This window comes from Amycolatopsis sp. NPDC004772, from assembly GCF_053601215.1.
This window is the reverse complement of the sequence record NZ_JBSGBK010000030.1, coordinates 76,229-89,604: the sequence shown is the minus strand read 5'-3', so window position 1 is coordinate 89,604 and position 13,376 is coordinate 76,229. Positions and strand designations below refer to the sequence as shown.

General features: G+C 72.7%; 11 protein-coding genes. 2 read left to right on the top strand and 9 right to left on the bottom strand.

Annotated features, from left to right (window positions below; translation table 11 throughout):
- Positions 1–132: 132 nt before the first annotated feature.
- The 4 genes from ACWEF6_RS20115 to ACWEF6_RS20100 form a co-directional block, all read right to left on the bottom strand.
- Entirely contained in the window at positions 133–3,018 is a 2,886-nt protein-coding gene (locus tag ACWEF6_RS20115) for a S8 family serine peptidase (RefSeq protein ID WP_449684340.1), read from the bottom strand.
- 364 nt (positions 3,019–3,382) lie between these two features.
- A complete protein-coding gene (locus ACWEF6_RS20110) occupies positions 3,383–4,945 on the bottom strand; it encodes a deoxyguanosinetriphosphate triphosphohydrolase family protein (RefSeq protein WP_449684339.1) in 1,563 nt (520 codons plus the stop codon).
- Between the two features lie 192 nt (positions 4,946–5,137).
- On the bottom strand, positions 5,138–5,770 hold the full coding sequence (locus ACWEF6_RS20105; RefSeq protein ID WP_449684338.1) for an SRPBCC family protein: 633 nt from the start codon (positions 5,768–5,770) through the stop codon (positions 5,138–5,140).
- Positions 5,767–6,114, bottom strand: a complete 348-nt coding sequence (locus ACWEF6_RS20100) for an ArsR/SmtB family transcription factor (protein WP_003071258.1) — start codon at positions 6,112–6,114, stop codon at positions 5,767–5,769. Before ACWEF6_RS20100 ends, ACWEF6_RS20105 begins: the two co-directional genes overlap by 4 nt.
- Before the next feature lie 128 nt (positions 6,115–6,242).
- On the opposite strand from ACWEF6_RS20100, the gene ACWEF6_RS20095 reads away from it, so the two are divergent.
- Positions 6,243–7,910, top strand: coding sequence for an EAL domain-containing protein (locus ACWEF6_RS20095; RefSeq protein ID WP_449684337.1), 1,668 nt, complete (start codon positions 6,243–6,245; stop codon positions 7,908–7,910).
- On the opposite strand, the gene ACWEF6_RS20090 is transcribed toward ACWEF6_RS20095, so the two are convergent.
- Complete coding sequence (locus ACWEF6_RS20090) at positions 7,890–8,525, bottom strand: TetR/AcrR family transcriptional regulator (protein ID WP_449684336.1); 636 nt, start codon at positions 8,523–8,525, stop codon at positions 7,890–7,892. The two genes, ACWEF6_RS20095 and ACWEF6_RS20090, sit on opposite strands and share 21 nt — an antisense overlap.
- A 38-nt stretch (positions 8,526–8,563) precedes the next feature.
- Here ACWEF6_RS20090 and ACWEF6_RS20085 point away from each other — a divergent pair, with 38 nt between their 5' ends.
- Complete coding sequence (locus ACWEF6_RS20085; protein ID WP_449684334.1) at positions 8,564–9,757, top strand: nucleotide disphospho-sugar-binding domain-containing protein; 1,194 nt, start codon at positions 8,564–8,566, stop codon at positions 9,755–9,757.
- Here the strand turns inward: ACWEF6_RS20085 and ACWEF6_RS20080 are convergent.
- The 4 genes from ACWEF6_RS20080 to ACWEF6_RS20065 are packed head-to-tail and all read right to left on the bottom strand — an operon-like array spanning position 9,747 to position 13,374.
- Positions 9,747–10,913, bottom strand: a complete 1,167-nt coding sequence (locus tag ACWEF6_RS20080) for a sulfotransferase family protein (RefSeq protein WP_449684333.1) — start codon at positions 10,911–10,913, stop codon at positions 9,747–9,749. The genes ACWEF6_RS20085 and ACWEF6_RS20080 overlap by 11 nt on opposite strands.
- 9 nt (positions 10,914–10,922) lie before the next feature.
- Positions 10,923–11,711 (bottom strand): SDR family oxidoreductase, encoded by a 789-nt coding sequence (locus ACWEF6_RS20075; RefSeq protein WP_449684332.1) that lies wholly within the window; start codon positions 11,709–11,711, stop codon positions 10,923–10,925.
- Positions 11,708–12,898, bottom strand: coding sequence for a hypothetical protein (locus tag ACWEF6_RS20070; RefSeq protein ID WP_449684331.1), 1,191 nt, complete (start codon positions 12,896–12,898; stop codon positions 11,708–11,710). The genes ACWEF6_RS20075 and ACWEF6_RS20070 overlap by 4 nt, the downstream gene beginning before the upstream one ends.
- Positions 12,895–13,374: a nuclear transport factor 2 family protein gene (locus tag ACWEF6_RS20065; protein WP_449684330.1), complete on the bottom strand. Its 480-nt coding sequence runs from the start codon at positions 13,372–13,374 to the stop codon at positions 12,895–12,897. Before ACWEF6_RS20065 ends, ACWEF6_RS20070 begins: the two co-directional genes overlap by 4 nt.
- Positions 13,375–13,376: the final 2 nt, after the last annotated feature.

The following is a 13,376-nucleotide window of genomic DNA, read 5'->3' as shown; positions in this document are numbered from 1 at the left end:
CGGGGGGGGGCGGGTCATGCATTCCAAAAACCCCCCCCTCACAGGTGGGGTCGGCCGAGGGGGGGGGCCCCCCCGGGGGGGGGGGGGGGGGCCCCCCCCCCCCCCCCCCCGCCACATTGGGGCGCTTGGGGCTTACAGCGGGTGCACCGGGCCGTTGTTGGTCACGCCCCGGACGTTCGACGGCGCTCCGGCCGCCGGGGGCTGCACGAACCCGTTGATGTGCAGGGCGACCGAGCGGATCGAACCGGCGTCGCCGCCGGCCGCGTCGACCACCGCGAACGTCCACGTGCCGTCGGCGGCCGCGCCGGCGAGGTTGCCGGTCAGGGCCTGCGTCGGCCGCCACGAGCCGGTGAACGGCGCGTTGGCCGAGGTCACCGTGCTGAACGCGGCCGCCGCGCTGTCGGCGAAGACGACCTTGCACAGGTTCTTGCCCGAGCCGCCGTTGCGCTGGAACACGGTGGCCTTCGCCCCGGAGGGCGCGGTCAGCGTGCCGACCAGGTCACCGACGTACGAGTGGTTCAGGCCCACCGCGGTCGAGGTCGGGTCGGTGCTGCACGTGGTGCCGTCCACGGAGAACGTCACCTTGGACGCGCGGCCGACCCCGGTGACCGGGATGCTCACCGACGCGCCGACCGGGCTGTTGTCCGGGATGTCCACCGGCGCGCCGGTGTAGGCGAAGTCCTGCGCGACCGGCGACGGGGTGCCGACCGGGAGCGAGAACGACGTCGTCGTCGGCGAGTGCGCCCCCGCGAAGGTGACGCGGGCGTTCAGCACCACCGGCACGCCGAGCTGCTGGCTCGCCGGGACGGTGATGGTGAAGTCGTTGACGCCGGTCTGTCCCGGGCTGATGGTGCCGTAGGACTTCGACCGCGGCGCCACCGTGACACCCGGGGTCGGGCTGGTGAGCACGACGCTGGTGGACACCGCGGTGCCGTCGCCGTCGTTGGTCACCGGCAGCGTCACCTTGGCGGTGTCGCCCGGGTCGAGCGCCGAGCCGCCGTCGGCCGGGGTGACCGTCGGCTGCTTGGCCACCGCGAGGGGCTGCGGGCTGGCACCGGTGTAGGCCAGCACCTTGTCCGCGAGGATGACGCCGGCCCCGGTGAAGTTGTCGCGGCCCGGGGTTTCGATGTCGATCGCGGTGTTGATCAGCGCCTCCCGGACCTCCGCGGGCGGCAGGCCGGGGTTGCCGGACAGCACGAGCGCGGCGATGGCGGCCGCGTGCGGGGCGGCGGCCGAGGTGCCGAAGAACGGGTTGAACCCGGTCACGCTGGTGGTGACGCCGTCGGCCGCGGTGATCTCCGGCTTGTTGCGGACCTCACCACCGGTCGAGGACACGTTGCCCGGGGTGATCGGCGTGCCGTTCGCCTCGTAGAACACGCGGCGCGGGCCGTCGGAGGAGAACCGCTCGGCCTTGGTGGCCCCGCTGAACGCGCCCGGGTACGGGCCCGCCGGGTTGGCCGGGTCGCCCGGTTCCAGTGCCCGGCCGAACGCCTTGGCCGCCGGGGCGGCCGCGACGCTGAAGGCGTCCCGCGCGGCCGAGTGGCCGACCGTCACGCCCGGGGTGTTGTAGGCCTTGAGCCCGTCGGCCGAGTCGGAGAACCGGCCGCGCAGCGCCGAAAGCGACAGGTAGCGGTTCTGGCCCGAGAACTTCACGATGGCCAGGCGCAGCCCGGTCCCGCCGAAGGCCGGCGTCGTGACGCGCTCGTACGGGTCCTGGGTGCCGGTCTGGACGTCCTGGCTGAAACTGACGACCGCGCCCGCGGAGTTGAGCAGGTAGAGGTCGTAGTCGTTCGCGGACGCGCCGAGCGGGTCCGACCAGTGCAGCGTCACCGGCACGTTGGCCGAGGACGCGTTCGAGATCGGCTCGTAGATCTGGTTGCCCGCCGCGCCGGCGAAGTTGTGCGCGGTGCCGGCGAACTTGCCGACCGACTTGCCGGAGTCGACGAAGTCGCCTTCCCAGTGCGCGGCGGTGCCGCTGGTGACGTTGCCTTCGTTGCCGGCGGAGGAGAAGTACAGCGCGCCGTCGGCGGTCACGTCGTTCACGGCCTGGGCGATGATCCAGTCCTGGAACGGCGATTCCTTGAAGTAGATGACGTCGTCGACGATGACGTCGCAGTGCGACTCGAAGCGCAGCTTGCGGATGTTGTCCGCGAAGCTGGCGTCGGAGTTGAACGCCGAGGCGAAGCCGAGCGCGGCGCGGGGCGCGAGGTCGTGGATGATCTCGAGCATCGCGGTGCCCTCGTCGCCGTCGCCCTCCTGGCCGGCGATGACGTCGACGTCCGGCGGGAGTTCGCCCTTGGCCTGCGAAGCGGCCAGGGAGTCGACGCCGTCGGACAGGGCGCACGCCTTGACGCCGACGCCGGTGACGCCGAACTGCTGGCGGGCGAGGTCGGCGTTGTGGGCGCGGTCGCCTTCGCTGACCAGCGGCGCGGCCGCGGCGGCACTGCGCCGGCTCTTGGCGGCCACGGCCTTCTGCAGCTCGCCGGCGATGCGATCGGCCTTCTGCTGCTTGGTTTCGGTCTTGGTGTCGGACTTGCCGGACGTCGCCGGCGTGGCGAGCTCCCGGGCGGTCATCGCCTGGTCGGCCTGCTCGACGCGCTTGACGTCGTCGCGCGCGGCGATCTCGCCGACCTTGGCCAACGGGACTTCGGCGCGGACGCTGCCGTAGCGGTCGGACACCGCGCGGATGCCCGCTCCGGCCTTGGTCAGCCCGGCGAGGAGGTCCGGCGAGACCTTGCTCGCGCGGATGTCGACCAGGACGGTCCCGGCCGCGGAAACGGTGGCCCCAGACTGCAGTGCGTTCAGCTGCTTCCCCACGCCCTTTTCGGCGACGAGCAGCTTGCTGTCCACTTTGGACTCGGCGGCGGTGCGGCCCGCCTTGACCGCCTGCAGGGCGGCGATCTGTTGCTGAGCGGTTTCGCTGAACGCGTCCGGACCGGACGCGGGTGCGGCCCCCGCGACGGGCGGGGAAACCAGGCCGAGCGCAGCGAGCAGGGCCGCGGCTCCGGCGGTGAACACAGTGGATCTCGATCTCGTGGAACGGGTACGACGCACGGGCGCCCTCCGAATCTCCAAGGCGCGTGCCCCGACTCACGCTGACCGACGCCGGTGATCACCGGCTGAACCCAGCTAAGTACCGGGAGTTCTCCGTAAACATCAGCCGTTCGAGTGACAAAGGACGGATAATTTCCCGAATGGGCCGGACGACGTAGGCCGTTCAGCGCAGCGGTGAACCGGTCACCGGACACGCACCGGACAAATGATCGTCCCACCACCGCCCGCAAGGGTGATCACGGAGTGGGACGTCCGGCTGGGACGTCCACAAGCAACACGCCGGACCGTGCAACCGCCGAGGCGGCCGGGAAAGTTCGTTACGGCGCCCTCAGAGCACGAACGAATCCGACCACGGCTGCGCGGCCCGCCCGGAGAGGGCGTCCAGCAGCGTCACCGCCTGCTTGTCCGTCAGCGACGCCACGAAGTCGACCACCGCCCGGCCGCGCGCCAGGCCGCGCACCGCGTCCGCCCCCGTCACCGGCTCGCCCGTCGCGCCCACCAGCAGCTCCGGCGCCGAACGCGCCAGCCCGGCGTACTCCGCGCGAGCCAGCTCGACCAGGTCGTGCAACCGCCGCGGCAGGCGGGACACCTCGTCGCGGTCGAGGAGCCACGCGTCGAGCGCGTCGACCAGGCTCGTCACCACCCCGGCCTGGCCGCGCTGGTGCAGCGCGAGGTCCGGGCGCAGCAGCACGAACCGGCGGTGCACGAACTTGAGCACCTGCACTTCGTGCCACTGGGCGGGCCGCAGCGACACGTGCCCGGTGCGGGTGGACGGCGAGGCCAGCAGGAACACGCCGTCGACCAGGCGGGACGTCCAGTTCGCGGAGAACGCCGCCGTGGCCTGCTCGGCCTCGATCGAGCCGTCGAACTCGCCGGCCAGCAGCCCGTCGACCAGCTCCGCGCGCACCCGCGCCACCGCGGCGGCGAACGCGTCGTCATCGACGATCCAGGCGTCCTTCGCGTGCATGCGGCGGCGGAGGCGCTCCAGCGACCGGCCCGGGCGGCGCAGGTCCGCGTGCAGCGTCTCGTCGTCCAGCGACACGAGTTCGGCCGCGTGCTCGAGCCACTCCCCCAGCTCCGCGGCGACCGGGGCGTGCTGCAGGACGCCGATGCGGTGGAAGTCCTGCAGGTCGTGGATGGCGTAGGCGATGTCGTCGGCGGTGTCCATCACGGACGCTTCGACGGTCTGCTGCCAGCCTTCGACGCGGCCCGCGAAGGCCGCGCGCGCCTGCTCGAAGTCGTCGAGTTCGGTGGCGTAGGCGGAGAACTTGGCCGCGCCGGTGCCCGGCAGGTCGCCCGGCTCGGCCGCCCCGCGCGGCGGCACGGCCAGTTCCGACGGGTGCGGCGCGGGGTGGTGCAGCCGCAGCCACGGGTACTTGAGGACGGCGGCCCGGACGGCGGCGGTCAGGTCCAGCCCGATCGCCGACGGCCCGCGCACGTCGGTGGTGGTGATGATCCGGAACGTCTGCGCGTTGCCCTCGAAGCCGTCGGCGAGGCCGAAGCGGTGGCGGGCGATGCGGTCGAGCGTCTGCTCCCCGAGGTGCCCGAACGGCGGGTGCCCGAGGTCGTGGGCGAGCGCGGCGGCCTCGGCGACGTCGGGGTCGCAGCCGCCCAGCTTGTCGGCGAGGCCGGCGTCGGGCCCGCCGGTGATCCGCTCGGCGATCGCGCGGGCGACCTGCGCGACCTTGAGGCTGTGGGTCAGCCGGTTGTGCAGCAGCCCGGCCCCGCCGGCGCTGACGACCTGCGTCACGCCGCCGAGCCGCGCGAAGAACGGCGACGCGGCGATCCGGTCGCGGTCGATCCGGAACGGGCTGGTCGCCAGGTCGGTGAACCCGCCGACGTTCGCCACGGGATCACGCCGCGCGGCCCGCGGGTCGGTCTCCTGATCCATGCGCCCGACCCTATCCCGCAGGTTCCCCCGAACGGCGGCCGAGCCACCACCGTGTCGACCCTCTGGTCTCGGGTGTTCGAACACGTATCCCGCGTGATCAGGCCCGTGATTCGCGTGATTGAAGCCGTAACTCGCGAGTTCCGGCTTCAATCACGCGAGTTCCGACTTGGATCACGCGAGTTCCGCCGGGCATCACTCGGGCGGCGTGGTGTACGCCTTCAGCGTGCGGTCGGCCGCCGCGCGGGCCTGGGCCGGGTCCGCGCCCGCCGCGACGTCGGCCTCGTACCAGGCCTCGTTCGACGCCGTCATGAACCGGATGCCGTCGGCCGACATCATCCAGGCCATCGCCGCCTCGGGGTCGACGGCCGTGCCCGGCGCGCGCAGGTGCAGGACCAGGCCGACCAGCGCCCCGTCCCAGCCGATGCCGACCGCGCCCGGGCCGAACTCGTCCCAGCGCTCGTCGACGTGCGCCACGTGCTCCAGCTCGAACCGCGTGCCCGAACCCTCCGGCGTCAGCCGCACCTCGATCCAGCTGACGTTGCCGTCGAACTCCCACGTCGCGGCGAAGCTCTTCGGCGGGTCGCAGCGCTCGACCGTGCCGCCGGCGTTGCCCTCCAGCTGGTACTTCCCGCCGACCTTCAGCTCGCCGCTGACCGGCAGGAACCAGCGGGGGATGCGTTCGGGGTTCGTGCAGGCGTCCCACAGGTCGTCGAGGTCGGTGTCGTAGACCTGGCTGATCGTGAGGACGCGGGCCTCCTTCCCCTCGAGCACCCGGTCGCCGAGCGTCCGGCGGACGGCGCTGATCTGGTGGTTGACGTCGATCACGAACCTTCTCCTTCGGTGAGGCGCCGGGCACGCTTGCCGCGGGCGATTTCGGTGGCCAGCGCGTCCAGCGGCGGCGTCCAGTACCGGCGGAACCGGTCGAGCCAGCCGTCGATGTCCCGCAGCGGCGCGTGGCCGACCGCGTACAGCCGCCTCGTGCCGTCCTGGCGGACGACGGCGAACCCGTTCTCGCGCAACACCTTCAGGTGCTGCGACACGGCCGGCTGCGAGATGCCGAACTCGGCCCGGATCACCTCGGTCACCGCGCCGGCGGCCCGCTCGCCGTCGGCCAGCAACTCGAGGATCCGGCGGCGGACCGGGTCGCCGAGGACGTCGAACGCGTGCACCCCGCCAAGCTACAAGCAGCTACTTATATAAGTCAACACTGAAGCAGTTACGCCGATGTGGGTAACCCACGGTGAACATCAGCCGACATCGGTTCCGCTTCGCCGCGTGACCCGCGACGATCGGGGCCGTGAAGTCGCCACGCGCGGTCCGCTTCGCCTTCCAGCCGCTGTACAGCCTCCACACGGGAGGTGTCGTGGCGCACGAAGCGCTGGCCAGGCCCGGCCGCGGAACGGTCCCGGAACTGCTCGCGCAGGCGCGCCGCGACGGCCGCCTCGCCGAAGCCGACATCGGGCTCGCGGTCGCCGCCGTCCGGCAGGACGCGGAGAACCCGACGTCGCTCCCCCTGCACCTCAACCTTTCGGCGCGCACGCTGGCCGCGCCGCCGTCGATGTACGACGACCTCCTCGAAGAGCTCGGCGACGCGGGCCGCCGCACCCGCGACGTCGTCCTGGAGATCGGCCCGCCGTTCGCGCCGCTGCCCGCCGGCCGCGCCCTCGCCGGGATGCGGGAGCTCACCGAGCTCGGCTTCCGGATCGCGCTCGACGGCCTCGGCCGCGGCGACCTGCCGCTCGGCCTGCTGGTCGAGGCGCCGATCGACCTGGTGAAGCTCGACCGGACCGTGCTGCGCGGGCTCCCGGACGACCAGGCGTCGGTCGCCGTGGCCGAGGCGTTGCTGCACTACACGAACCGCACCGGCACCCGGCTGGTCGCGACCGGCGTGGAGACCGGCGAGCAGCTCGACGCCGTCCGCGCCCTGGGCGTCCGGATCGCGCAGGGGCACCTGCTCGCGCCGCCGACCGCGGCCGGTCCCGCGCCGGCCCTGCTCACGCGCGGCCGTCCCACGACCGGGGCGCCGGCGCCGTGCGTCGGCGACTTCCTCCGCCCGGCGACGACGCTGCCGGAAACGGCGACCTGCGACGAAGTCCGCGCGGTGCTCGCGGCGGCCGACGCGCCGTCCGGGGTGATCGGCGTGGACGAGCTGAACCGGCCGCGCTGGTCGGTCGACCGGACGCGGTTCCTGGTGGCGGTCACCGGGCCGTACGGCCACGCGCTGCACGCGAAGCGCCCGGCGGCCCGGCTCGCGGACACGCCGCACACGATCGAGGCCCGCGCGGGCGCGATGGAGTTCCTCGAGCTGGTCACCGACGCCGACTGGGGCCGCACCGGCGACGACGTGGTCGTGGTCGACGAGCTCGGCCGCTGCCTCGGCGTGGTGCTGGTGACCGAGGTGGTCCGCGGCGTGGCCGAGGCGAAGGTCGAAGCGGCGGCGGCGCTGAACCCGCTGACCCGCTTGCCGGGCAGCGACACGATCGCCCGCGACGTCGCCCGCCGGATCACGATCGGCGAGCCGTTCGTGGCGGCCTGGCTGGACATCGACGGCTTCAAGGCGATCAACGACACGGCCGGCTTCGCGGCGGGCGACAACCTGATCCGCGAGCTGGGCGCGGCGCTGACGGAACTGGCCGGCGGCCTGCGGCGCATGCGCGTGAGCCACGTGGGCGGCGACGACTTCCTGGTGGTCTGCGACGTCGACGAGATCGCGACGGTGGCGGGGGCGCTGCTGGACCGGGCGTGGTCGGCGGAGGGCCTGCCGGTGACGGTCTCGCTGGCGACCCTGGTGTGCGCGAGCGGGGCGATCGGGTCGTACCAGGAGGTTTCGCGGCTGCTGGCGCCGTTGAAGAAGCGTGCGAAGGCGGTGCCGGGGTCGAGCTGGGTGCTGAGCCGCCCGGGCGCGGAGCGGGTGGAAGTGCTGCGCGGCATCGGCACCCGGGGGTTACAGGCCGCCGCCGGCTGACCAGTCGAGGGTGAGCTGTGCCGGGACGGCCATCGCCGCCCAGGCGACGTACTCCTCGTGCGTCCAGCCGCACACCGCGGTCAGGTGGTCGTACGCCTCGTGGGACATGAGCAGCCCGATCGCGTCCGCCAGGCGGCCGATCGACCCGCCTCCCGCCAGCCCCGCCGCCAGCAGCCGCTCGGCGATCTCCGCGCGGCGCGCCGCCGCCAGCTCCGCGCGGACCGCCGCCACCTCGGGGTCCGCCGCGGCCGCCGTCGTGAACGCGCGCCAGATCGGCAACGAGCCGCGCAGTCCCGCCGCCACCCGGGCCACCACCGACGGCAGGTCCGCCGGGCCGGCCGGGCCGGCGAGGGCGTCCAGGTTCATCGCGTCCGGGTCGCCCGCGAAGCCGTCGCGGAAGGCGGCCAGCAGCAGCTGCGGCTTGCGGCCCGTCTGCGTCACCGTCTCCAGGCTCACGCCCGCCTCCGCCGCGATCTGCCGCATGCTCGTGCCCCCGTAACCGCGTGCAGCGAACAGCTTCCCCGCCGTCGCCACCACGTGGGCCCGGGTTCGCCGCGCGCGTTCCTCGCGCACCGGCGATTCGTACCGGCGTCGCGCGCCTTCGGGTATCGTCATCAATTGAATAGTACAGCGTATCGCTCAAAGGGGGAGCCATGACTCGCGTACTCGTCGGCGTGCAGCCCGCGCGCGGCCACGTCGGGCCGACCAAGCCGATCGCCGAGGCGCTGGTCGCGGCCGGGCACGAGGTCACCGTCGTCACCGGGGCGCGCTACCGGCGGACGTTCGAAGACCTGGGCGCCACCGTCGCCGTCCTGCCCGCGGAGGCCGACTTCGACGAGACGGACCTGGACGGCACGATCCCCGGCCGCGCCGGGCTGAGCGGGCCGAAACTCGCCCGGTTCGAGCTGACCCACTTCGTCCGCGCCATGCCCGCGCAGCTGAGCGTGATCGACGCGCAGGACGCCGACGTCGTGCTCTGCGATCCGCTGATGATGGCCGGGCTGGCCCTGGTCCGGCGCGCCCGGCGGCCGCGCGTGCTGACGCTGGGGTTCCTGCCGTTCATGCCGCCCGTCCCGACCGGCCCGCCCGGGCACCCGCTGCGCGGCGCGATCCTCAGGACGCTGGCGCCGTGGGTGACGCGCCCGGCGCAGGAGCTGGCGAAAGACCTCCTCGGCGGCGACCCGGGCATGCTGTTCACGGACTGGCCCCTGCGCAGCGACGGCGTCCTGCAGATGACCTGCCCGGGTTTCGAGTACCCGCGGCCGGGCGTGCCGCTGCACTTCATCGGGCCGACGACGGTCAGCGCGGCGAGCGAGCACCCGCTGCCGCCGTGGTGGGCCGACCTCGACGGCGGCCGCCCGGTGGTGCACGTGACCCAGGGGACGATCGCGAACGACGACCTCGGCCGCCTCGTCGAGCCGGCCATCGACGCCCTGGCCGGCGAGGACGTCCTGGTCGTCGCTACGACCGGCGGCGGACGGCTGCGGCCGGGCCCGCTGCCGGACAACGTCCGGGTGGCCGGCCTCCTGCCGTACGACGAGCTGCTCCCCCGCTGCGCCGCGGCGGTCACCAACGGCGGGTACGGCGGCGTCAACCACGCGCTGCGCTACGGGGTGCCGCTGGTCGTGGTCGGGGCGAGCGAGGACAAGCGCGAGGTCGCGGCCCGGGTCGCCTGGTCCGGAGCCGGGATCGGCCACGCCCGCGCTTCGGCCTCGCCCCGGATGCTGCGGCGGGCGGTTCGCGCGGTGCTGGACGATCCGCGTTACCGGGATCGGGCGCGGGAGCTGGCCGGGGAAATGGCCGCCGGACCGACCACGGCCGAGGTCGTCGAGCTGATCACCGGCTGAACTCGTGCGCGGACAGGTAGCTCGCGAACCGCTCGTCGACCTCCTCGGGCGTCAACCCGAAGTCCGCCAGGCTGTAGCGGTGCACCGGCTTGCGCTCCCCCGTCCGGCTCGCCTCGTGCACCGCCGTCATGGCCGTGCGGGCTTCCGGCGTGAACTCCAGTCCGAAGTGGTCGTACACAGTGGACACCGTGCCGATCGGGTCCGCCACGAAGTCCTCGTACCGGACGTCGCAGAACTGCGCCGGGTTGTGGCGCGCGCGGGCCCAGCCGAACTCGTCCGCTCCGCGGGCCCACAGCTCCAGCTGGCCTCGGCCGATCACCTCGCCGCGAAACTTCGACGACCAGCCGTCCGCGGCCTTCTCGGCGAGGCTGCACATCGACGCCATGATCGTGCTCGGCGCCCGGTGCGTCTGGATCACCAGCGCGTCCGGGTAGTTCGCCATCAGCGCGTCCAGGGCGAACAGGTGGCTCGGGTTCTTGAGCACCCAGCGCTTGCCCGCGTCCGGCAGCCCGATCAGCTGCAGGTTTCGCCGGTGCCGGGCGTAGGCGTCCGTCCAGTCCTGTTTGGCCAGCCAGCGCGAATACCGCGGCAGGTGTGCCAGGCACTCGAACGACACCGACCGCATCGACTGGCGCAGCAGCTGCCAGCACTCCTCCACCTGGTCGGCGGACATGTGGTGGACACCCATGAACTCCGGGTGCTCGACGTGGTGGCGCTCGTACCCCGCCTGGATCCCCTGGAAGATCGGGTTGTCCGCCCACGTCTCCCGCGGCGGCCGCGGCTGCGGGACCTCGGCGAGCCACACCTCGAGCCCCTGGTGCGCGGGGTCCTCGGCGAGCAGCCGGTGCAGCGCCGTCGTGCCCGTGCGGGGCAGCCCGGTGACGAAGATCGGCCGCTCGATGCGGACGTCCGCGTACGCCGGGTTCTGCTTCCACGACGCCTCGCTCAGCAGCCGCGCCACCAGCGCGCCGCGCAGCATCGCCCGGTGCACCTTGTTGCCGTAGGGCGTCAGTTCCTCGTCGGCCTCGTACGACTCCAGCAGCACGCGCAGGCCCTCGGCGTACTCGTCCGCGCCGAAGTCGTCGAGCCCGGTGAGCTTCGACGCCGAGGCGTGCAGGTCGTCGAAGGTGCCGACGTCTTCCCGGCCGGGGCGCATGGGTCCTCCTCAGTGGTGGTACTCGCCGCCGTTGACGTCGAGGCACTGCCCGGTGATCGCGCGCGCCATCGGGGAGGCGAGGAACACCACCGCGTCGGCGATCTCGTCGGGCTCCGGCAGCTTGCGCAGGTCTATTGTGGACGCTGTCTCGGCGTAGACGTCTTCCGGTGTGATGCCGCGTTCCTTGGCCAGGTAGGCGAAGTACCACTGGAGGTTCGGCCCCCAGATGTACCCGGGCGCCACGGTGTTGACGCGCACGCCGTCCGGCCCCAGCTCGCTGGCGAGGCTCTGGGACAGCGACAGCAGCGCCGACTTCGCCATCTTGTAGGCGCCGAACGTCCGCCGCGAATGCCGCAGCACCGCCGAATTGATCATCACCAGCGAGCCCTTGCTCTCCTTGAGCGCGGGCAGGAACAGCCGGGTCAGCCGGAGCACGGAAATCGCCGCGGTCTCGAAGCCGGCGCGGACGGCGTCTAAGTCCACAGTGGCCAGATCGGTGAGCGGCGGGACGGCGAAGGCGTTGTGCACCACCGCGTCCACCCGGCCGAACGCCTCGACCGCCTCGTTCACCAGGTTCGCCGCGGAGTCCGCGTCGTCGATGTCGGTGCGGACCGCGACCGCCCGGCGGCCGAGGTCGGTCACCTCCTTCGCGACCTCGCTCAGCCGCGACTCGGTGCGCGCGGCGAGCACGACGTCCGCGCCCGCCTGCGCGCTGCGCACGGCGATCGACCGGCCGAGCCCGGGCCCGATGCCCGAGACGACGACCACCTTGCCCTGCAACACGTTCTCCACGTTCACCCCAGCATCCGGGCGGCGACGGCGTCCTGCCGGGCCGCGATCCGCGCCGCCCACTGCTCCGGCGTCACCCGCGCGTCGGCGTGGTACGGCAGGCGGTCGGGCAGTTCGTCGGTCTTGACCACCTCGACGACCGGGCCGTCGTCCGGGCCGAGGTCGCGGGCGAGCCGCTGCCAGCGGATCTGCACGTACCCGCGGTCGTGGCCGGTCAGCTCCAGCCAGTTCGCCAGGCCGGGGTCGCGTTCGGCGAGCACGAACCGGATCTTGCCGTCCGGGTCGACGCGGGCCTGGTCGGCGGTGAGGCTCGTCTGGTGGTTGATGTAGTCGAGCGAGACGTACCAGAGGCTGCCGAGCTGGATGCCCTGGTACGGCGCGTCCGCACAGCGCGGCACGGTGACGATCATCGCCTCTTCCGGGCCGAGCTCGTAGTGCCCGGCCGAGGAGAACTGCGTGGTCAGCCCGCCCGGCGTGGAGCGCGGCTCGGTCAGCGTGTTCACCGGCAGGTCGTAGTAGAACCACTTCGGGAAGGCCAGGAACGTCTTGAGCCGGCTCAGCAGGATTTTGCCGGTGACGCCGTAGCGCTTCGCCAGCGCCGACCGATCCGGCACCGGCGGCGCCTGGCCCGCGGTGTCGACGCACCGGATGCGGATCTCGCCGCGGCGTTCGGTCGCCCAGTCGCTGTAGACCTCGCGGACGACGAGCATCGACGAGCCTTCGCCGAGGACGAAGTAGTTCGGTCCCGGGTTTTCTCGGGCCGGGCCGAAGCGCAGCTCGAACCGGCCGTCCGGGCCGATCTCGAGCTTCCGGTCGTCGAACGCGGCGAGGCTGTCGGGCACCTCCACCGGCGAGTAGTCGCCGTTGAGGACCTGGAAGCTCAGGTCGGCGGTGCTGCCCCGGACGCCGGTGACCAGGTACTCGCGGTCGGCGCGGATGTTCGCGTTGAAGTACAGCGTGTCCGGGTTGTCGAGGCCCATCTTCGTGTACGGCCCGGTGGACGCGGTGAAGTACGGGAAGTCGCGCTGGTAGGCCCAGGCCATCTGCAGCGACGCGCGGATGCTGCCGGCGAGGTAGTCGTAGCCCTCCAGCAGGCCCTGCTCGGTCTGCGCCGGCGGGGCTTCGGCGATCAGCTTCTCGGCCTCGACGATGGCGTCGGCGAACGACCGGGTCAACGAGAACTCGTTCTCGATCATGCCGGCACGGCCCAGCGGTTCGCGAGCAGCCGGTAGCCGGGGATGGCCTCCCAGGACATCATCGATTCGTAGGTCCGGACGTACCCGATGTGCGTCATCCGCCAGGCGCCGTCGTGGTCGCGGCGGTAGGTGTCCTCGTAGAACGCGGCGCCTTCGATGATCACCTTGTGGTCGGGCACGATGACCTTGTCGGTGAACGACCACCGCCCGGTCGCGGTGTCGCCGTCGACCTCGATCTCGGGCTGAGCTGCGTGGTGCACCGTGATGATGCCGTTGCCGAGGCTCTGGGTGAGGAACTCGACGATGGCGTCGCGGCCCTCGAACCGCTTGCCCTCACTCCCGACCGCCCGGGTCCCGTAGTCGGCCGTGGCGTCGACGGTGAAGGTGTCGGCCACCTCGTCCCACAGCTTCAGGTCCACCCCGCGCAGGTACCGGTACTTCAGCCGCTTGATCTCTTCGAGCACGCCCAGGTCCATGC